This window comes from Psychrosphaera ytuae (assembly GCF_017638545.1).
In the GTDB taxonomy this organism is placed as follows: Bacteria; Pseudomonadota; Gammaproteobacteria; order Enterobacterales; family Alteromonadaceae; genus Psychrosphaera; species Psychrosphaera ytuae.
In genome coordinates this window covers 3,161,422-3,183,723 of the sequence record NZ_CP072110.1, presented here as the reverse complement: position 1 = coordinate 3,183,723, position 22,302 = coordinate 3,161,422, and the positions used below count along the sequence as shown (strand labels likewise).

Genomic DNA, 22,302 nt, shown 5'->3' with positions numbered 1-22,302 from the left:
TTATTTTGCCTCGCTTTGCTCGTTGTCGAGTGCAGGCATGAACTCTTCGATGAAGATTTGCTTAAGCCCTTCAAAATAGTCATAAATCACTGGCATGACGTGGTTGATGTACTGGCGACGCAACTTATCTGTTTTAATGATAAACAGATAACCAAGTACAGTTGAAAATACATACGTCAAACTGCCCTTCATCATTCGAATGGCAAAAATTCCCTTGCCGCCTTCGTATTCCATCATCAGATAAAATGCGCGTTGAGCAACATCGAACATTTGTTCTGGTGATATATCTACCTCTAAAAAGCGTCTATCTAAAATGTCGTCGATTAACTTTACGACTTCTAAGCCACGCTGATGGATACTTTTTTCCCACTCTTCAACTGGCAACTTGTCATCTGCACTTATCTCATTGAAGATTTGTTTTATCATTGTCTTGTCAAGTACAGGCTCATCATCAAGATTAATTTCTGTCGGGCGCAGAGGCGCAGCACCATCAATTGCTAGACCGTCAGAACAGTTAAAAACCTTCTTGTCTTCCCATTCTTCAATGTGATGACGAATACTGTATTCGACACTATTTCTGGCCCAGTCGAAGACATGGTTGGTGAAAACCTGGCCACCAAAGTTACCATCTCGTACGATATTAGTACTCTTATCGACACCGGCGGTGACTTTTTTCTCTTTATAAGTCTTGTAATAACCCGTGTGCTTAGAATGGTGTTGCTCTGGGTCTTTATAACCATAGTCACAACCAAACAGATATATGTCACCCGATTTTAAGGCGTTAAAAATACCTACCGCACCGTTAGTAACCGTAGGGTTTGTCGCATAAACCTGTTTTAAGCCATGACGATACGTTACCCTGATTAAATCGGTACCACCATCATTTGGCTTCAAGAACAAAATCGCATCACCAAACTGCTCCACTACCTCAGGGAACAATGTGTTCATACCTATCAATGTAGTTTGTTGCAGTAACTCTGGGTTATCTAATGCTCTTAATACACCAGCAACGTGGTCAGTTCGCTCAACTTCAACGTGATAATCCGGGATGATACCGTTGCGATGCAGCGGCATCAAAGAAGTTCCACAAGATATAACAAGCGCTTTATCTTGATATTTTTTAATCTGTTCTATTGCATCATCTAAAGACGGACCACTTCCACAAACAAACACTTTAGGCTTAACATCTTCGGTAAATATCGCCCCTTCGGACAAAAACTTATTTTTTGCTTTGATGTTTTGGTAGGTGTGCTTGAGAGATACTACTTCGTCTTCAAAAAAGCCAAAACCACCGTAAAAGTAGTTAAGCCCTTTGATAAAGCCTTTGAGTCCTTGGTCTGCTAGTTCGTTGTCATAGTGCTTGTAGACCGGCATACAGCTGCTGTTGTGTTGGCCAAACTTGTGTAATAAATATTGAAAACCATCGATATACTTATCAACAGGGTTGTCGATTAACAAGGTGATGGTTTTATTATCTTGGGTGAAACGATCAACTAACTTTCGGTAATCGACAACACAAAGTGACGCGAAAAATAGGTCTGGATTCGGCTCATAAATATACAAGTGATCAATGTTCTGTTTTGCTACGACTTCTAAATGATAGCCCAAGCCAATACCAATCACTGATAACAATGGATATCGAGTTAATGGCTCATAGTTGAACTGTAAAGACTCATCAACAATTTCTTTACCCTTGCGAGCTATCTCAGCCATATATTTGATATGAATATAATCAAATGGTTGTTTTTCTGGATCGATGGGGTTCAGTTTGTAAATGCTTTTTAAAGGGTTACTAAAATATGCTTTGGCTTGAAATTCACAGACTTGCTTTGGATTTTCTGAATAAATGAAATTGCCATCCGCACCGATGATATTGAGTTCACCGCTTTTATCTAAGGCAATTTTGAATTGTTTAGGCTGATAGTCTTTGAACCGTTCGTGGAGATGAGGAAACTTTTCTTTAAGCAGGTTCATATTGTACTCAAAGGTGAAGTTGAGTACGTTGTTCAACATATCATTCTGATTTTCGGTCATTTTTTATTCCACTATTTAACCGAGGTTAGTCAGACTTTTTGGTCACCCCCGGTAAGCTCGATAATGCGCCTTCAAGATATTGACTGGTCGCATTTAAATTTGCAACGATCAAATCCATGGCATTAAATTGAGAAAACAAGCGATTTTCGTACGCCACCATTTTCTCATCAAATTTTTCTCGCTCGTCAGCCAAGCGATCTAGGTAGCCATTAACAGTACTGATTTTATTATCAACAATACCGCCAATGCCCTTGTACTCTGTCACAATTGAAGCAACTGAACGAGCTACACCGTTCTCGCCACTAAACAAAGCACCAAAATTTTCAAAGTTTTCATTTATTTGTGATGATAGCACAGTCGTATCTAGAGAGAGAGTACCATCGCGTTCGGTACTGATCCCTATGGTTGACAACGACATAGCTTGATTTGGCCCAACCTGAACCGCATCACTTAACCGACTGCGAATTTGTGACAAAAAGGTCCTAACTGTATTGTCACTGACTAGCGACCCTACATCCCCGACAGACTCGTCGGCATTTGTTACTTCTTTCACAACGGCAATCATTGCGTTGTATGACTCAACAAAGGCTGTAACTGCTTCTTCCGTTGAGCCCTGGTCTAATTCGACTTTCATCGAATCACCTGAACTCGTAGCACTGTGCTCAGCAGTCGCAGTAATCACAACACCTTCTATAACATCAGCAAACTCATTTGAGTTACTCGATGCGGTAATTGCTCCGTTAACTGTGATTTGCGCACTTGCAGCTTCACGAGTTTCATTAAAGTTTTGGTACGATAAGCCTAACCCGAGTCTTGATACACCGTTGGCGTCTGCAGTATCACCATCGTCATCAGATGCAATACTAATGCCTAGTTGATGATTACCGTAGTCGTTACCTGAAGTTAGTGCTAGTCGTAATGTTCCAGTGCCATCATCTTCAAGGCTTGCCGTCACGTTTACAGAGCTAGCGTTGATCTTAGCAACAACATCTTCAATTGTATCCGTTGCCGCTATTGTTATGTCTTCTGATAGATCACCGTTTGTCAAAGTTATGACACCGTTTGAAACACCATCGGCATTCATCACTTCACCAGCAGTGAAAGTTTGATCCAATACTTTTGTCTTACTATCAAAATTCAGCCGAGAAAGGCCTGCACCATCATAAAGGTTACCGTCAATGTCAGTTGCAATAACGTCAATCGCATTGTCCGTACCAGTTTCTTCTGACCCTAACACTAAGTAACTACCAGAATCACCAGTAATAACAGTAGCAGTAACACCAAAGTTTGCCGCCAAACTATTAATATTTGCCGCCACTTGGTCAAGGGTATCTGAAGCCGACACTTCAACATCAAAAGTAAATTTGGCATTTTGAATCGTAAGTGTGCCCTCGCCTACAGGAGTTGTGAGGTCAAACGATTGAGACGTTATTTGGTGAGCTTTTGCTAATGAATTAACTTTTACGTCATAGGTAGCTGGCAACGCCGCCGAGCCAGCTTCAACAGTAAAGTTTGAACTAGAAGTTTCTACTTTACGCTTTGAGAATGTCGTAGGTAGTTTTAAATCAAATAATGCATTATCAAGATCAGACAGTGCGGATTTAAGTTTACCGAGGTCAGAAATTTGTGCTGTATAGGTTTCTTCTTTTGCTAAGTTTTGAGCATCAACAGGTTCACGTGTTGCTTCAACAAGTGATGTAACTATGTTGTTGACGTCTAAACCAGAGCCAATTCCAGGTGACGATAATGCAGCCATTTCAAAACCTCAATAACCAATTATTAAGCCGTTTCGTTAAACAACACGCCGGTTGCTTGACCCAATGACTTAATCACTTCTAACACTTCTTCTGAAGGAAATTGACGAACAACCTCTCCAGAGTTTTTGTCCATCACCTTTATCACATCTCTGCCAGATTCTTCATCGACAGAAAATTGCAGAGAGACGTTTAATGCGCCTACAAAATCCTGCAACTTTTGAGCCACCTCTTCCAAGTTAACCTGTGGCTGTTGGTCCGTTTTAGCTTCCTTTACATCAGTATCGTTCACGTTAACCGATTGTTCAATCTGATTAACTGGGCTTTTAAAGTCCACAACTGGAACTTCTTTAGCGCGATCAAATGCTTGTTGCTCATTGCGAGATGCAGCTAATTCATTGGTATTTGAATTTTCAACTCTCATGATTACCTCCTGGGCTTATACGACAAAAGGAATCCTAGACAGATTCCTTTTTATCGTTATAAACGCTTTGTTAACTTCCTTCCAAATTACCCAAGTAGACTTAGAGCTGTCTGAGGTAACTGGTTAGCCTGAGCTAAGATTGAAGTACTTGCCTGCTGTAGAATCTGAGACTTAGTTAAGCTCGCAGTTTCTGTCGCAAAGTCAGTATCACGAATTCGACTACGTGACGCTGAGGCATTTTCTACAACGTTCTCTAAGTTAGAAACTGTTGTTGAAAGACGGTTTTGAACCGCACCTAGACCTGCGCGTTGGCTATCGATGTAAGACAATGCACCGTCAAGAACATCAATCGCTTTTTGTGCACCAAGTGCCGTACCGATATCGATGTCTTCAACTGTTTCTTTGCCAGAGATAGCTGAAGAAGTATCAGTGTTACCTTGTAACATACCACCAGCTGCACTGCTTACTGTTACTTTAAAGTCATCGTTAGAGTTTAGACGAACTGTACCAACAACCGTTGCGAATACTGCGTCTGTCTCACTTGCACCTGCACCTGCTGCGAATAATGTACCATCAGCAATTGCAGTACCAGTGTTCGCTACATCACCGTCAAAACCGTATGACGCCGCAGAGATTGCCATTAGTGAACCTACGCCATTGAACTCTACTTGCATGTTTTCGAATGTGATGTTGTCACCACGCTCAGATGTAAGAGCAACACGGCCGTCACCAGTTAGTGATGCTGAGATACCAGTTTCAGTTGCAACTTCGTTAAATGCATTAACTACTGCCGTTAGATCTTCAGTATCTTGGATGCTGAACTTAACTAATGCACCTTCTTTAGATGTATCCGTGTTTTCACCACGTAGTTCTAACGTAAAGGTCGCGTCACCAGTTAATACTGCAGTGTCGTTACCATTGTTGAAGAAGTCTAATGTCATCGTTGTACGAGCATCTGCTTCTACACCAGTTTTTGCGCTAATTTGGTCAATTGCACGCTCTGCTTCATAAGCACTACCATTGATACCTTTGATAGTTGCAGAAGCTGAACCTAATTCACCTTTTACGTTTAGGCTTACTGTTGCAGCCGTTGCTACTGTTGCAGTTTGACCTTCAACAGAGTTGGTGTAATCAGAAACTGCCATACCAGCATTTACTGCAGCAAAGTTACCAAAACCTAGGTTAGCAGTTGATTGAAGTGAAGTACCTGCAGCATTTTGCGAACCTACGGCTGCAAATGACGCTTGAAGGTCTTTAAGTTCGTATGATTCAGAACCCATGTCTTCTGCGAAGAATGAACCAACACTAACGTTGATTGTTTCGAAAGACTTAGCACCTACTTGGAAAGCTTCTGTACCAAATGAACCATCTAGAAGTTTACGGTCACCGAAACTTGTTGTTGATGCGATACGGTCAAGTTCGCGTTGTAATTGAACAACTTCTTCTTGAAGTGCCGCACGGTCACCGTCTGAATAAGTACCGTTTGCAGACTGTACAGATAAGTCTCGCATACGTTGTAAAATGTTAGAGCTTTCTTGTAATGCACCCTCGGCTGTTTGAGCCATTGAGATACCATCGTTCGCATTACGAACAGCTACGTTAAGACCGTTAACCTGTGAAGTTAAGCGGTTAGAAATCTGCATACCAGCTGCATCGTCTTTAGCAGAGTTAATGCGTAGACCAGAAGCTAAACGTTGCATTGAAGTCTGCAAATCGCCGCCTGATTTACCAAGATTTCGCTGGGCATTGATTGACGCTACGTTAGTTTGTACTGAAATTGCCATTAGTTATTCCTCCACGGACAATGATTTAAAGCTATCAGTCTCTGTATCGGAAGAACTTTCAAAACATTTAGAATATTTTTTACTCTGGTCGTTTAAAAAGGGTGAACTTCCATACAGTGAATGTATCGGAAGGCTCAAAAGATCCTTTAGGATTTTTTTTAATTTTTGTACAACAACGACAAAAGCCCCAAGTAAAACAATACTTTGGGGCTTTTATTTTTTTGTTACTGAGGACTAAATTTAGCCGAGTAAGCTCAGTGCAGACTGTGACAACTGGTTGGCCTGAGCCAAAATAGAGGTACCAGCCTGTTGTAGGATCTGTGATTTGGTTAATGCTGCAGTTTCTGCTGCAAAGTCAGTATCACGAATTCGGCTACGTGATGCAGAGGCGTTCTCAACCACGTTTTCTAAGTTAGAAATCGTCGAAGACAGACGGTTTTGAACCGCACCTAAACCTGCGCGCTGGCTATCAATATAAGATAACGCACCATCGATGATATCAATTGCTTTTTGTGCACCAAGCGCAGTTCCGATATTTACTTCGTCAATCGTTTCTTTACCAGAAATCGCTGATGATGTATCGGTATTGCCATGTAGCATACCACCAGCAGCACTGCTTACAGAAACTTTAAAGTCATTGTTAGAGTTCATGCGAACCGTACCAACGAATGTTGCGAATACTGCATCCGTCTCAGTCGCACCAGCACCAGCGGCAAATAAAGTACCGTCAGCAATTGCCGTTCCTGTATTTAATACGTCTCCGTCAAAACCATATGAAGCAGCAGAAATTGACATCAGAGAGCCAACACCGTTGTGTTCTACTTGCATTGATTCAAATACGATGTTGTCTCCACGCTCAGAAGTCAATGATACGCGACCGTCACCTGTCAAAGATGCAGAGATACCAGTTTCCGCAGCTTGCTGGTTAAACGCATTTACGACAGCAGTTAAATCTTCAGTATCTGTAATAGTGAACTTAATTCGAGCACCTTCTACTGATAAGTCAGTGTTTTCACCGCGTAACTCTAGGGTAAATGTTGCATCACCGGTTAATACCGCTGTGTCGTTACCGTTAGAGAAGAAATCAAGCGCGACTGTTGTGCGTGCATCCGCTTCAACACCAGTTTTAGACTTGATTTGATCAATTGCGCGCTCCGCCTCATAGGCAGAACCATTTAATCCTTTAAGCGTTGCAGTAGCACTACCTAAAGAACCTTTTACGGCCAAGGCAACAGTTGCCGATGTAGCGATTGTCGCAGTTTGACCTTCAACTGAATTGGTATAATCAGATACCGCCATACCAGCATTGACCGCAGCAAAGTTACCAAAACCTAAGTCAGAAGTAGATTGCAGTGTTGTACCCGCCGCATTTTGCGAACCAGCTGCCGCGAAAGAAGCTTGTAAGTCACGTAATTCATACGACTCAGAACCCATATCATTAGAGAAGAATGAGCCCACGCTTACGTTGATTGTTTCAAATGATTTGGCACCAACCTGGAAAGCTTCAGTACCAAACGAACCATCTAGAAGCTTACGGTCACCAAATGTTGTTGATGAGGCAATACGGTCTAATTCACGTTGTAACTGTACTACTTCTTCTTGTAGTGCAGCTCGGTCACCATCAGAATATGTACCGTTCGCCGATTGAATCGACAGGTCTCGCATACGCTGTAGGATATTAGTACTCTCTTGTAATGCACCTTCTGCCGTTTGTGCCATTGAAATACCGTCGTTAGCATTTCGCACTGCAACATTAAGACCGTTAACCTGTGAAGTTAAACGGTTAGAAATCTGCATACCAGCGGCATCGTCTTTTGCTGAGTTAATTCTCAAACCCGAAGACAAGCGCTGCATTGATGTCGTTAAGTCGTCAGTGGACTTATTTAAGTTACGTTGCCCGTTGATAGAGGCAACATTTGTTTGGATATACATGCCCATTTTTGCATCCCCTCATGGCAACTTTTTGCCACTTTTGACTGAAATGTTTCTAAATATCGGGTAGTTAGCCCTATTCAATATAAAACTTGCAGTTTGTGTGCCAAACAGTGAGGAGATGATCAAAAATTGATCCAAAAAAAAGCTCCGGGCATACCCAGAGCTTCGTGTGAGGAGAAGTAAGTTTTAACTGTATTAACCACCAAGCAGTGTTAGTGCAGCCTGTGGTAACTGGTTTGCCTGTGACAGGATTGACGTACCAGCCTGTTGTAAGATCTGGTTTTTGGTCAACATTGCCGTTTCGATCGCAAAGTCTGTATCACGGATTCGGCTTCGAGATGCTGACGCGTTTTCAACCACGTTTTCTAAGTTAGAAATAGTTGAAGAAAGACGATTTTGAACTGCACCTAAACCTGCACGTTGGCTGTCGATATAAGCTAGTGCACCGTCAATAACATCAATGGCTTTTTGTGCACCGATTGCTGTGCCGATGTTCACTTCGTCGACAGTCTCTTTACCAGAAATAGCCGCTTGACCTGTACCGTGTAAGAAACCAGCAGCGGCATTGGCACCTTGAGTTTCTACTTTAAAGTCTTCATTACCTGTTAAACGAACTGTTCCAACAAAGGTAGCGAATACGGCGTCAGTGTCACTAGCACCAGCACCAGCTGCGAAAAGAGTACCGTCGGCAATAGCTGTAGCCGTCAAGGTTGCATCACCTTCGTAGTCATAACTCGCCGCACTAATGGCCATCAAAGAACCGACACCATTGTGCTCAACTTGCATGTTTTCGATAACAATGTTGTCACCACGCTCACTAGTCAGCTTAACACGACCGTCACCCGTTAAAGTTGCAGCAATACCTGTGACACTTGCTTCTTCGTTAAATGCATTAACGACTGCTGATAAGTCTTCAGTATCAGTTAAGGCAAACTTAACACGAGCAGCATCTACATTGGTGTCTGTGTTTTCACCTCGAAGCTCAAGGGTAAATGTTGCTTCTGCAGTAAGAAGTGACGCATCCGCACCATTGTAAAAGAAATCCATTGTTAATGTCGTACGCGCATCAGCCTCAACACCGGTTTTCGCTGTTACCTGGTCAATCGCTCGCTCAGCTTCATAAGCTGAACCATTAATACCACGGATACTTGTAGCAGCACTACCAAGTGAACCTTTAATGCCTAACTCAATAGTGCTCGCAGTACCAACCGTTGGCACTGTGCCTTCAAAAGAGGCTGTATAGTCCGAAACCACCATACCAGCATTTACAGACGCAAAGTTACCAAAACCAATAGATGCAGTACTTGCTAATGAAGTACCTGCTGCATTTTGGCTACCAACAGCAGCAACTGAGTCTGCGTGGTTTTTAAGTACGTAGTTTTCAGCGCCCATGTCTTTTGCGAAGAACGAACCGACACTTACGTTGATTGTTTCGAATGATTTAGCACCAACCTGGAAAGCTTCAGTACCGAACGAGCCATCCATTAATTTACGATCACCAAACGTGGTTGATACCGCAATACGGTCAAGCTCATTTTGAAGCTGAACAACTTCTTCTTGAAGTGCCGCACGGTCACCATCTGAATAAGTACCGTTTGCAGACTGAATGGCAAGATCTCGCATACGTTGCAGAATGTTCGTACTTTCTTGAAGTGCACCTTCTGCTGTTTGTGCCATAGAAATACCGTCGTTGGCATTTCTGACCGCAACCGTTAAACCATTAATTTGTGACGTTAAACGGTTAGAGATCTGCATACCTGCAGCGTCATCTTTTGCAGAGTTAATTCGAAGGCCTGAAGACAAACGTTGCATTGACGTCGTCAAACCCTCTGTTGATTTGTTTAGGTTTCGTTGGCCGTTAATAGACGCAACGTTAGTGTTAATAAACATGCCCATACTCTTTCTCCTCAAGTGGCAATATTTACAGTTACCTGTGCGAATGCACCTAATATGCCAACTTTGAAGCCACCAAATAAAACAATGAAAAACAACAACTTGAAACCAACAAACATGTATATGAGAGGAAGTAAAGCGACGTCAAACTTTTGAAAACCGAGGATCATTGATCCCCTTTTGTTAAGAGTGGCAAGCTATTTCCTATTCCATTGCCGTTTTTTTGACTATTGACTTGAGGCAAAAATAAAAAACCGAGCACAATGGCTCGGCTTTTTGAGGAAGGTCAGTCAATATTGACTAATGTCGATCTTCTGTTTGTTTAAATATAGTTAAACAAAGATAAGTTTTGGATCCTTGCAAATGATTGTTGAGCTGCTTGAAGAGCCAATTTACTCGACTCTAAATTATTTACCGCTTCGTAAATATCAACTTCTTCAATATTTGCTAATGACGCTTGAGTAATTTCTCGGAAATTAAACTGTGCCTGTTCTAAGTTCTCAACTATGTTCAAACGGGCACCAATCTCAGAGCGTACATTGCCCGATGTAATCAATCCTTGATCGATTTCGGCAAGTAAAACACTCATCACTTCTGTACGACGACTATTTTCAGGTCGGTCTATTTCAAATGTATCACCGTCTGCCGGTATACCAGCAATATCGAACTCCACACCGCCTAGTACAACCTTTTCATTTGGAGTGTAGTTAGTTTCAAAAGTAGCGCCCTCAGGCTGTGGGATCAGTCGTTTGGTAACTGGATCAATTTGATCCATTCTAACCACGTCAGGTACACCCGAACCGTTGGTGTCAATAAAAGACATTCGATAATCGCCGATGGTATTTTCATCCGGATAAATAATACTGCCACCTAAAACTTCTGCTGTGCCAGTATTTACAGGTAAGGTCATCGCACCCGTCGTACCTGCAGCATATGCAGGGTGATTAGGCGGTAACAAATCACCGGCTGGTGTATTTAAATCAATGGAACGCAAAGGCGCGACAGTCGCTCTTGCATTATAATTGGTTCCCGCGATATTGGTGCTTTTAGCCGCTTGATCCATAACCCATTGGGTATTTTTGCTCGGCGCTCCAAAAGTAAATGTGGTGCCAGCTGCAGGAAGTGCCGCACTTGGATCTGAAGGAAACTCTCTGCCGCCCCATTCAATTGTGTCACCCATCGCAAAAGTATTAGGCCCTGAAACAATTTTATTTAAACTCAAATCTTCAATTTGATATTGGCCCGGAGCAGTAAACGTTACTCGGTATTCCGAAATCTCTGATGAGCGCTGAGGTTCTAAATTAAAGACTTCACCGCCAGCCGGAGGATTAGATGCAGTTGTTTTAAAGGTAATACCTTGGACTGTTATATCATCGCCAGGCACATAGTTAGGCACTGATTGAACAAGTTGATTAGGCCCTGATAGTCCTAAGTCTAAAATGTCATACCCTGTACCTGCGGCATTAAATTGGACCTGATAGGTGGTCGCAGGAAAAGCTGGTGTTCTGTATTCAACTGGGTCTGTGACAATACCCGTGCTTAATTTAGCACTATCAGCCTGATAATAACCGTAGGCAGACTCTAAATTATCAACGAATGAGTTAGCTGGGTCGTTAGCCGCTACATACGAATTCGGTGCAATTAATAAATCGCGCTGTCCATTATCACCTTGGTAGATAGCAAACCCAAACTCATCAAGCTCATAGGTCACCTGATTGGTTTGAAATCCCGAAAAAATATAATCACCTGCCGCATTTTTAGTGTTGAGCTGACCAATAAATTCGGTACTACGAGCAGCGATTTCCTGACCAATGGCATTTAACGCACCACCATCCATCGAACCGTTAATCGCTTGTGTCATAAGCTCTTGGGTTCGGTACAGGGTGTTAGTCATTGATTCAATTTGAGTCTCAGCTACATTATTAAAACGAGTTGCACTGTCTTGCGCCGCCAAATAACGGTCACTCACATCCAACTCTTTCTTTAAACGAATAACGGTATTCGCTCCCGTAGGATCATCCGACGGGGTAATGATTTTTTTACCCGTAGATAACTCTCGTTGAGCACGATCCAATGAGATTTGTCGATCTTGCATTAACGAGAGGTTTCTTGAAAAGTAGTTAGCTGTCGATATACGCGTTGTCATGATTATCTACCTTATCTCGCCGCTTGTAATAGCGTATCGAAGGTTTCACGTGCGACCGAAATAATTCGTGCTGCCGCTGTGTACGCTTGTTGGTACTGAATTAAGTTTGCCGCTTCCTCATCAAGGTTAACGCCTTGAATACCAGCAAGACGTTCTTCTACGCCACTTAATAATGTCGCAAATGAATCACGAGAGATCTCTCGACTTTTCGTTTCGACACCGATCGTTGTAATCAAGTCGGCATAACCCTCAGTAAAGCTGTTCAAATCTTTATCCATGGTTTTTGCATCTTGAAAACCTAACATCACCAACATATTAGTGTTGTCACCAGCACCAAACTTTTTATTTTCATTTGGCACTAAGGTATTGTCAGCATGCTCAATCGTAAACACTTCGCCACCAGCCAAAACACCATCGATTTCAAAACGGAAACCTGGACCTTCAATTAATTGATCTGAAGGAATATTTTGAAAGCCACCAATTAAAGAGGCCCCAGTACTATCTTGGATATCGTACTGAGTACCCGCGGCATCTATCACTACTTGAACTTCTGGATCTGGCAGTGGTGGAACATTCGCTGGCGATGGATAATTAGGATCGGTAATGTCGTTGATCTCATACAAGTTCAGCGACACTTTATTTGGGTTATTAACTTCACTGATTTCAAAATAGTTATCGGCCGCAGCAAGTGTTTTAGGGTCTTCCATTACGCGTTTTATTTCTGTTGCACCATATCGCGTTGCATCAATTTTGAATGAATCACCTGCGGTTAAATTGTTGGTATCTATCGCAATAGCAAGACCAGTGTCCGCAAGTTGAATAGCTGTGCCACCACTCATGGTAGCGATGTCAGCTGCATTAAAGGTCTGGATAATATTTCTATTCTCATCGCGCACAATCAAATCAGTGCCGTCGTAATCCATATCATAGGTAGTGGCCTCTAATTGACTAGAGTTACGAATATAAACTTCAAACTCACTAAAGGTTGTATTTTTGTTTGAGTTCATAGTTCTCGACAACACCAACTGAGGATCGTTGATATCGGAATAAAGGGGCGCCCCCTCATTACCATTTAAATCGCGACCTAACGATTGTTGACGGTTAAAGTTATCTTGGACAACAGTCGCTAATTTTCCGATTTCACGAATGGTCGGCAAAATAACATTGTCTCGCGTTTCAAATAATGCCGTTAGCGAACCACCACTGAGTTGGTCAGTGATCACTGATTTAACCGGTGTGGTCGTTTTGGTCGAGATAGTCAACTCAAGCTGCCCCGAGTCAAACTCGTTGCGCTCTACCGACAAAGGTAATGCAAACGTACCGGTTACAAGGGTGATCCCCGAACCGATTGTTACATTCATCGTACCGTCTTTTAAATCAATCGTATCAACCGCAGTCAACTCACTGAGACGCTTTATCAGTTGATCTCGAGCATCGAGTAAATCATTAGGTGGAAAACCTTGATCACCAACCGCATTTTCAACTTGGATTTTACCGTTGAGCTCGGCGATCTCTCGAGACAGGCCATTGATCTCAGAAACCGTCGTTCTTATTTCTTCATTAACCGCACCCAAGTGCTGAACTGCAATTTCTTCGTACAAGTTATTAAAACGAATCGCGGTATTTTCAGCGCGGGAAATAACAACATTACGAGCAGAAATTAAGGTTGGCTCTTCCGTAACACCGTTAACACCGTCAAATAACTCTTCAAATGACGTAGTCAGGCCAGTGTCCGTATCTGCTAATAAATTATCTAGACGCGACGCGTTTGAATAACGAGAGTCGTGATACGCCAACTGACTGGAGTTGAAAATCATTTCATTGTAGGTGTATTCATTGAATGAACGAGTGATCGATGAAAGCTGAGTACCGCTACCCAAAAATGTAGTACGAAACGCTAACCCAACTCGAGACTCAGTTTCGACTCTCTGTCGACTGTAGCCTTCGGTGTTGACGTTAGCAATGTTGTGACCTGTTGTATCAAGGCCGTGCTGTGCAGCGGCTAAGCCTGATACACCGGTTCCTAAAATACCTGCGGACATTTATTATTCCTCGCTCTCAAAGCTCACTGTCTCAGTGACGTTGTTGATCATGTCTTTAAACCGGTCACTTTGTAATATGCCAATGATCTTGTCGGCATAGTTAGGATCGGTTGCATAACCTGCATGCTGAAGCTTCTGCAAGAACTGTTCCGAGTCGTTAGCACTTTTTAGCGCATCTTGGTAACGGCCATTGCTATTTAAAAATTCAATAAAATCGTCAAAAGAATCTTGAATTGAGTTGTAGACTCTAAATGGTTCTACTTTTTTAACCGCGACACCATTCTCAAATTCAAGTGTGGACTTAGCGGCTTTGTCGCCTTCCCAGTCCCGATGCGCTTTAACATTAAATAAATTAAATGAGGACTGACCTTGTTGGTCTTTAATAACATGCTGCCCCCAGCCTGTTTCTAGGGCTGACTGAGCTAACATCACAGCAGGGTTTAAACCAATTTTTTTAGCTGTGTTCTTGGCAAAATCCCACAGTTTGTTGACAAAGTCTTCTGGAGACTCAAAGCTCATGTCAGGTTTGGGCTGGGCTTGTTTGTTTTGTTCTATATTGCCCTGAGTGTCAAATTGCTCAGGTGTAGCAACACTCACAGTACTGTTGTCTAAGTTTGGTTTTATCGATGCTTTAATATTCTGAAGGTTTGCTAAAGTTGCGTCGTTTCGCAGCACACTTGCCGCTTTGAATGAATCTGTGTCACCACTTAATTGTTGAACGATAATATCAGCCAGGCCCATGCTGCCATTGTCTGACATATCCGTCGCCAATTGTTGGTCGTACATGTCTCTAAAAAAGCGAGTGGTGTTGGAGTGCATTGGGTTGCCCTCTTCGAACGCCTTATTCGCTTCTCGCATTGACTTAAGCATCATGCCTATAAAAATCGACTCAAAATGCTGCGCCGCTTTTTTTAGAGCTTCTTTACTCTCGGCACTATCAGGGGCATTTTTGGCTTGCGCTTTTAAGTTTTGCAGCCCTGTTAGGTCGTGGTAGTTGTTGATATCACCGATTTTATTCATTGTCGTAATTTTGACGAATACGCCATTACCTTCATTGATTATCGAACGTGTAACTTGTTTATTTCGTTGGTTATTGTGTGATCAATCAAAAGGTGTGCCAGATCGACTGTCAAAAAATTTGGGAAGGAATCGCTATGCAGTGGATGAGTTTTTTTTGAGAAGTTATGCGGATGGGCTGACCAATCAGAACACCTAATTGGTCAGTCTGTCCTAAGCATTGTTTACCTTAGTGGATTAAGGTGAAGTATTTGCTTAATTCGTTTTTAAGTTCGCCTGTGATATCACCAACAAAACAAACTCGAGCGCCATTTGGAACTGATTCAAACACTGACTCAATTTGTTCAGCTAAATCAGAATCCGCATTTATGTGCTCTGCGTAATACGTTGGGTCTTCGCCACGCTCTACATTAGTTAACGCTTCAAATGCCGCCAAACCAACAGCAGTAAATTGAATTTCATTATTTTCAATATGACCGCCTGAAAGACAACAAAAGATTTGTTTAGTGCCGTACGCAACTTCATACACATGGTATTGAAGTGAGTGGCTCTCATCAACTTCTAACATTTTAAGGATCGCTGCATTTGTATCTTGATTTGCAGTGACATCGTTTAATAACACTTGTGAAAATGCCATGGTATTTTCCTCTTTTTAGATAAATTTATTACTACGATTGTTAATATTTACTGCTAATTAAATCCTAACTTTGGGAGTTACTAGCTCTCTAAGAAGATCTCCTCTTAGATAACCACCAACTGCCCGTCGATTGCTCCAGCTTGTTTTAAGGCCTCTAAAATTGCCATTAAGTCACCTGGAGCGGCTCCAACTTGGTTTATTGCTCTTACTAAGTCATCAAGGTTCGCACCTGGGTCAAACACAAAGGCTCTAGTATCGTCGCGAGCAACGTCAATAATCGATTGATTAGTGACTACTGTTTGCCCGTCGCCTAGAGGATTAGGTTGACTTACTTCTTGGTTTTCGGCGATTGTCACCGTCAAATTGCCGTGAGTAATAGCCGCAGGCTTAAGTCGAACGTCTTTACCAATCACGATGGTACCGGTACGAGAGTTGACAATGATCTTTGCTGCTGTACTTGCAGGTTGAAACTCTAAGTTTTCGATGGCTGACAAATACGCTACTCGCTGCCCTATATCTCTTGGCGCAATCACTCTCACTGATACAGAATCAAGAGGCTTAGCCGTATTCGGGCCAACTAGATTATTAATTGTGTCGGCAAGGCGTTTAGCTGAGGTAAAGTCAGGCTCATTGAGATTAAACGTAATATGGTCACCATTGCCAAAAGGCGAAGGTACGCTGCGCTCTACTGTTGCGCCATTAGGGATACGGCCAACTGTCGGCGTATTAATTACGACTTGAGAACCATCTAACCCTTGTACACCGAGGCCACCGACAACTAGCGAACCTTGAGCGACTGCATATATCTGACCGTCCGCGCCTTTTAAAAACGTTTGTAACAATGTTCCGCCACGTAAACTTCCGGCACTACCGATTGAAGAAACTGTGATATCAATATCTTGGCCAGGCTTAGCAAATGGTGGTAAGTCCGCATGCACGGCAACCGCAGCAACGTTTTTGATTTTTGGTTGTAAGTTTGCAGGCATTTGAATACCAAAGTTAGCCAACATGGCTTTGAAACTTTGTTGTGTAAAACGCGTTTGTTCACCCGTCCCCGGCAAGCCGACTACTAGGCCGTAACCGACTAATTGGTTAGACCGAATACCTTGGACTGTAGACACGTCTTTAATTCTTACCGCTTCTGCCTTGGTCGACAGCAAAACGGTAAAAACCGCTAGAAAAATAATGAACGCTTTCATCATACTACTCCTAGAATGGCCACATTGAGCTTAAGAAGAACTTCGACAACCAACCCGCTTCTTGTGTTTCTGCAAGCGAGCCTTTGCCGCTGTATGAAATTCGTGCATTGGCCACTCGAGTTGACTCGACTGTGTTATCAGCTGAAATATCTTCAGCTCGGACTATGCCAGTTAACCGAATAAACTCTTGGCCGGTATTTAAGGTCAACCACTTTTCACCACGAATGATTAAATTACCGTTTGGCAACACTCTTAAGACATGAACCGTAATCTGGCCGCTTAAACTATTGCTTTGGTCCGATTTAGCATCGCCTTTAAAATTACCATCCGATTCGATTCCTAACTGTAAGGTATTACCGCCAATCGTTGGCGCAACACCATTGAGTCCAACTAATGGCGATAACGACGCGTCGGTTTCTTTTTTAGTTTCTGTTTTTGCCGTTTTCGACGCTTGAGTGTTTTCTTGTAACATCACAGTAATGATGTCACCAACCCGACGCGCTTTGGTATCGGAGTACAAACCATTTGACCATCCAGCCTGATAAAGACTACCTGTCGCTACCACAGTTTCAGATGGTGTTTCGGGCATGATAGGGGCAAAAAACGGCTCTTCTTCTATGACATCGTGATTTACCGCGCAACCGGTTAATACAGCAAAACCTGCTACTATCACAGAAGCCTTAAACAGCGTCCGAGTTGCCGCTACGATTGATTTTTGGTTAGTCATGATGTTCATGGTTAAGTACTCCTCTATACCGCAAATACACGCATTAAAGTTGCTGCGTAATAAAGCCAAGCATTTGGTCCACTGATGAGATGACTTTAGAGTTCATTTCATAAACTCGTTGCGACTCAATCATGTTTACCAGCTCTTCGGTTACGTTAACGTTGGAGGTTTCAAGTGCACCTTGAACCAAAATACCAAGCCCATCTACACCAGGGTTACCTTGCAGCGGAGCACCACTGACACCTGTCTCTGTAAATAAGTTCTGACCGATTGGCTCTAGACCTGAAGGATTAATGAAGTCACTAATGGTTAACTGGCCAATAATAACGCCCGCCCCTTCACCAGGAAGCTGAACAGATACCTCGCCTTGTTGAGAAATCGTGATCGATTTTGCATTTTCCGGAACGTTCATTTCTGGCTGTAACGGAAAGCCGGCACCAGAAGTTACGATTCGACCGTTTTCATCAAGGGAAAACTGACCATTTCGTGTATACGCAACCGTACCGTCTGGACGTTGAATCTCAAAAAAGCCATGTCCTTGGATCATGACATCCAAACTGTTTTCAGTAGTTGTCATGTTTCCTTGCGAAAAGTTCTTTTGGGTTGCAACCACTTTGGTACCAGCACCAAGCATCAAACCATTAGGCAATTCCGTGTCTTGTGAAGATCGGCCACCAGGTTGGTTGATGTTTTGATACAACAAGTCTTCAAAAATCGCTCGGCTTTTTTTGAAACCTACTGTGCTCGCATTTGCTAAGTTATTTGAAATAACCGCAATATCGGTTTGCTGAGCATCTAAACCGGTTTTACTAATCCACAATGCTGGATGCATAACTGCCTCCTAATTACCTATTTATACAATTCTTAATAATGTGTCTTGAGAACGGTCGATTTCTTCGGCCTTTTTCATCATCTTGATCTGCATCTCGTATTGACGCTGATGCGAGATCATTGCCACCATTTCTTCGACTGGGTTTACGTTACTCATTTCTAACGCTCCACTGACGATTCGAATGTCTGGAGATGCTTCACAAAAACCACAGTCTTCGTTAAACAACACCTGTTGCTTAGATCGGAATAAGCCGTCTAAACCTTTTGTTAAATCATTGTCGTTTGGCGGCTCAATTACTTTGATGCGATCTACAACTTCTAAAAAGTTTGCCGGCGCACCTTGCGGACGAACTTGAATACTGCCGTCTGGACTGATTTCAACTTTCTCCACTGGGATAGGAATGACAATTGGTCCACCCTCACCCAAGATTGGCGTGCCTTTGGCTGTCGTCAATAAACCGTCACTGGTCACTTGAAGGTTGCCCTCACGGGTGTAAGCCTCTTCGCCATTTTTATCTTGAACGGCCAACCAGCCTCGACCAGAAATCGCAATGTCCAAGTCTCTACCCGTCGTCGCGATCGCACCGTGATGCATTCTTGAACCAGGACGCTCTTCCATTGCAAACACTCGCGACGGCAACCCATCACCAAACGCTTGCATCGAGCGCTGCTGCTCGAAATCAGAGCGAAAGCCTACCGTCTTGGCATTAGCCAAGTTGTTGGCGTTCATTGATACGCCAATTAGGTTTTGTTTTGCTCCTGACATGGATACGTAAAGTAACTTGTCCATCTCTTCCTCCGTCAAATGCTCGACGTATTTAATTAGATGGTAAGGAAAAGCATAGATCGTGCCAGAGGCATGTTTGAGTTTGTTTAATTAAAGCAAAATGCAATTTTACCAATTAAAATCAAGAACTTGAGAAGATTGATTAGTTGGTGAATTTGAGTCTAAAAACTCAAAAATAAACAAAGGACTTAATAACTTACTCGGAACAGGAAGTTATACACTTTGTGTTAAAGAAAGTGTGGAGTCGGATAAAAAAGTTTAAAATGTGGTAAGGATTAAGCAGATTTTGACTTGGATTGTCTTTGCATCGCCAGCAGGAGTTCGGCCTCTGCTCTTGATAGTTCACATTCCATCACGATTTCGTCTATGTCTGCACCTAGTTCAACCATTTTCTTAGCACGGGAATAAAGGCGGTTAGGCTCATTATCCTGCTCTAATAACAGTACCTTATTGTTGAGCTCAGTAATGAGTTCAAGCTGCTGCTGTTGATTGTTTTGTAATTGGTTGAGTAGAGACTGGGTTGATTTGTCTTTCTGTTCAATCCCAGAATATGCTTGTTTGATTTGTGACTGGAGTGATTGGCACTCTTTGCGCAATGCGTTAATTTCTGAAAAAATAACTTCTTGCTGTTCTTGGCCTGATTTTGAGTTTTGATTTACTTTTTCTGTCAGTTGACGAACTCGAGAAGACAGTGTGAATAGCCAGAAGATAACCGCTGTCAAAACGACAAAGGCCACCCCACCAATAATGTATTCTAAATTCACTGTCTCACTCACCGTCATTTTCCTTTAGGACGACTGACCTTGTCAGATTAGATATCTGAAATTTCGTCCCACTCTTCGTCCGTCATTAGCTTGTTAAGGTCAACAAGTATCAACAATTGACCATCACGGTTGCTCACGCCCTGAATGAATTTAGCACTTTCATCAGTACCAACATTAGGCGCGCTATCGATTTCAGAAGATTTTAGATAAACCACTTCAGCGACGCTATCGACCAAAATACCAATGACTTGCTTATCAGATTCGATGATTACGATACGAGAGTTGTCACTGACATCACCTGAAGGAAGCCCAAATCGAGCACGAGTATCAATGACTGTTACCACGTTACCACGTAGATTGATGATACCCAGAACATAATCTGGCGCGCCAGGGACTGGAGCAATTTCAGTGTATCTTAGAACTTCCTGAACCTGCATCACGTTGATGCCATAGGTTTCATCTTCTAATCGAAATGTCACCCACTGCAATACTTCATCATTTCCATCAGCTAATTTATTCACTGGGGCTCTTTCTTCACTCATCTGAGCAACTCCTACTTTAAAATCTTACTCTTGCCGTGCATTGATGCCTTTATCAAGCATGGCAATCAAATCCGATACGTGCAACAAAGCACACATTTTTTCTTTAATTGTCCCTAACAACCAAGGGCGTTTTCCTGGGTGTTTTCGCCACTTGACGTCTTCTGGTTGAATGTACTCGGTTGTTACCAACTGCTCCGCTGCTAACCCCCAATCACTTTCACCCAACATAATCAGATATTTATAGTCTAGTTCGGCTTGAAGTTCTGCGCTGTATTTTTCTGGCATTACCCAGCGTGCCGACTCAACTACGTTAACTTTCCTTTCACGGTTTACCATCACCCCCATAAACCAATCCGGTTTGCCAAAGAGGTGAGTGACCTCTTCAAGGTTATGTATACCGCCTAACTCTTGCAACGGAACTGCAAGCACCAATCCAGCCACGTCAAAGAACAATGCTTGGAATGGCTCATCGATGACATCGTCTTCGGGGTTGTACTCAACCGTCTGGCTTGGAGTCTCAACCTCAGTCGTCTCTGTTACCTTAGTATCATTAGTCGTCTTGACGTCAGTTTGTACAAATGTCTCTAGAGTAGTCTCTAAATCAACCTCTGGTTCCACTTCTTGAGCCAGCTGCTGTTTCATCAACTCGGCCGCTTCCGCTTCCTTCTGTTGAATGCTGACTTGTTGGAGTAGCATTTCAAGAGAATTTATTTCTGGAGACGGACGCTCTTTAACCGGCCGACTTTTATCGGCAACGATCGCCTTTTCTATAGGCTTTAATTTTGGCGACGGTGCTTCTCGTTTTACCGCTGTACTACCAAAATCTTTTTTTATTTTAGCACTATATTCAGATTCTGTAGTTTTTATTGGTGTCTGTTCAGAAGGGATTTCAAGTGTTGAAGTCGGCGCACTTTCTAATTCTTGTTGTTCCTTGTCGTCCTCGATGAGTAAATGATCGAGGTAATCCTTCATGACTTTTTCACTGGCAAACATGGCGTCAGTTATTCTCTATCGATTTTAATAATTCTTGGTAGGCAAATACACCGCGAGAATTTTTATTATAAATTGGTAACGGTGTACGCTCCATACTAGCAGTTCGGAATTTAGTATCAATAGGAATTACGCCTTGCCACACTTTATTGCCGTATATTTGATTTAATTCTTTGTAGGCTTCTTTAGACGCTTTGGTTCGTTTGTCGTACATAGTCGGAATAATACAAACATCGTACTCTTTGTGTTGAGAGGTTTGGATGAGCTCCATCGTTCGGTACATTCTCTCAAGGCCTTTTAAAGCCATGCACTCAGTCTGAACCGGGATCAGCACTTTTTCACACGCTGCCAATGCGTTAACCATTAACACACCCAATACCGGCGGACAGTCGATGAGAATATGGTCGTATTGATTGGCGAATTTAGCGAGCGCTTTTTTGATTATTAAGCCCATTCCCGCTTTTTTGCTTAAAACGCCATCTAGGGTAGCCATTGCCATCGTTGCAGGAAGTACATCTAGGCGTTCGATAGGAGATTGCCAGACGCATTTATCCCAAGTTTCTTGGGTCATAGTGTCGGCTTGAGTAAAAACGTTGTAGACACCAAACTCAAGTTGCTCCGAGTCCAAACCAAAATAATAAGTCAACGACGCATGTGGATCAGTATCTATCATTAAGACACGTTTGCCCTGCTGAGCCAAAATTGCACCTAGCGTTATAACTGTAGTGGTTTTTCCTACCCCACCTTTTTGGTTCGCTACCGTCCATACTTTCATGTAATGCGCCCGCTCGTACGA

General features: G+C 42.7%; 18 protein-coding genes. All 18 read right to left on the bottom strand.

Annotation, left to right across the window (positions count from 1 at the left end; genetic code table 11):
- The 18 genes from J1N51_RS13985 to J1N51_RS13900 all read right to left on the bottom strand — a co-directional run bounded on the left by J1N51_RS13985 (position 1) and on the right by J1N51_RS13900 (position 22,281).
- Positions 1-2,034 (bottom strand): motility associated factor glycosyltransferase family protein, encoded by a 2,034-nt coding sequence (locus tag J1N51_RS13985; protein WP_208831855.1) that lies wholly within the window; start codon positions 2,032-2,034, stop codon positions 1-3.
- A gap of 25 nt (positions 2,035-2,059) precedes the next feature.
- Positions 2,060-3,790, bottom strand: coding sequence for a flagellar filament capping protein FliD (fliD, locus tag J1N51_RS13980; RefSeq protein ID WP_208831854.1), 1,731 nt, complete (start codon positions 3,788-3,790; stop codon positions 2,060-2,062).
- 23 nt (positions 3,791-3,813) lie between these two features.
- Entirely contained in the window at positions 3,814-4,212 is a 399-nt protein-coding gene (locus J1N51_RS13975; RefSeq protein WP_208831853.1) for a flagellar protein FlaG, read from the bottom strand.
- An 86-nt stretch (positions 4,213-4,298) separates the two neighbouring features.
- The gene (locus tag J1N51_RS13970; protein ID WP_208831852.1) at positions 4,299-5,996 is read right to left on the bottom strand and encodes a flagellin; all 1,698 of its coding nucleotides are present in this window, start codon (positions 5,994-5,996) and stop codon (positions 4,299-4,301) included.
- 240 nt (positions 5,997-6,236) lie between these two features.
- A complete protein-coding gene (locus tag J1N51_RS13965; protein WP_208831851.1) occupies positions 6,237-7,934 on the bottom strand; it encodes a flagellin in 1,698 nt (565 codons plus the stop codon).
- Positions 7,935-8,126: 192 nt separating this feature from the next.
- Positions 8,127-9,827: a flagellin gene (locus J1N51_RS13960; RefSeq protein ID WP_208831850.1), complete on the bottom strand. Its 1,701-nt coding sequence runs from the start codon at positions 9,825-9,827 to the stop codon at positions 8,127-8,129.
- Between the two features lie 319 nt (positions 9,828-10,146).
- Complete coding sequence (gene flgL, locus J1N51_RS13955; RefSeq protein ID WP_208831849.1) at positions 10,147-11,970, bottom strand: flagellar hook-associated protein FlgL; 1,824 nt, start codon at positions 11,968-11,970, stop codon at positions 10,147-10,149.
- 11 nt (positions 11,971-11,981) lie between these two features.
- Complete coding sequence (flgK, locus tag J1N51_RS13950) at positions 11,982-14,012, bottom strand: flagellar hook-associated protein FlgK (RefSeq protein WP_208831848.1); 2,031 nt, start codon at positions 14,010-14,012, stop codon at positions 11,982-11,984.
- Between the two features lie 3 nt (positions 14,013-14,015).
- Complete coding sequence (gene flgJ / locus J1N51_RS13945; protein WP_208831847.1) at positions 14,016-15,032, bottom strand: flagellar assembly peptidoglycan hydrolase FlgJ; 1,017 nt, start codon at positions 15,030-15,032, stop codon at positions 14,016-14,018.
- Positions 15,033-15,258: 226 nt separating this feature from the next.
- Entirely contained in the window at positions 15,259-15,666 is a 408-nt protein-coding gene (locus J1N51_RS13940) for a hypothetical protein (protein ID WP_208831846.1), read from the bottom strand.
- A 104-nt stretch (positions 15,667-15,770) separates the two neighbouring features.
- Entirely contained in the window at positions 15,771-16,865 is a 1,095-nt protein-coding gene (locus tag J1N51_RS13935) for a flagellar basal body P-ring protein FlgI (protein ID WP_208833453.1), read from the bottom strand.
- Between the two features lie 10 nt (positions 16,866-16,875).
- The gene (flgH, locus tag J1N51_RS13930; RefSeq protein ID WP_208833452.1) at positions 16,876-17,592 is read right to left on the bottom strand and encodes a flagellar basal body L-ring protein FlgH; all 717 of its coding nucleotides are present in this window, start codon (positions 17,590-17,592) and stop codon (positions 16,876-16,878) included.
- Between the two features lie 43 nt (positions 17,593-17,635).
- Complete coding sequence (gene flgG / locus J1N51_RS13925) at positions 17,636-18,424, bottom strand: flagellar basal-body rod protein FlgG (protein ID WP_208831845.1); 789 nt, start codon at positions 18,422-18,424, stop codon at positions 17,636-17,638.
- A 21-nt stretch (positions 18,425-18,445) separates the two neighbouring features.
- Positions 18,446-19,213 carry a flagellar basal-body rod protein FlgF gene (gene flgF / locus J1N51_RS13920; protein ID WP_208831844.1) on the bottom strand — a complete coding sequence of 256 codons (768 nt, stop codon included), beginning with the start codon at positions 19,211-19,213 and terminating at the stop codon, positions 18,446-18,448.
- Between the two features lie 272 nt (positions 19,214-19,485).
- Positions 19,486-19,986 carry a DUF2802 domain-containing protein gene (locus J1N51_RS13915; protein WP_208831843.1) on the bottom strand — a complete coding sequence of 167 codons (501 nt, stop codon included), beginning with the start codon at positions 19,984-19,986 and terminating at the stop codon, positions 19,486-19,488.
- 35 nt (positions 19,987-20,021) lie between these two features.
- A complete protein-coding gene (locus tag J1N51_RS13910; protein ID WP_208831842.1) occupies positions 20,022-20,516 on the bottom strand; it encodes a chemotaxis protein CheW in 495 nt (164 codons plus the stop codon).
- 24 nt (positions 20,517-20,540) lie between these two features.
- On the bottom strand, positions 20,541-21,509 hold the full coding sequence (locus J1N51_RS13905) for a chemotaxis protein CheW (RefSeq protein WP_232842818.1): 969 nt from the start codon (positions 21,507-21,509) through the stop codon (positions 20,541-20,543).
- Positions 21,510-21,513: 4 nt separating this feature from the next.
- Positions 21,514-22,281 carry a ParA family protein gene (locus J1N51_RS13900; RefSeq protein ID WP_208831841.1) on the bottom strand — a complete coding sequence of 256 codons (768 nt, stop codon included), beginning with the start codon at positions 22,279-22,281 and terminating at the stop codon, positions 21,514-21,516.
- Positions 22,282-22,302 lie beyond the last annotated feature (21 nt).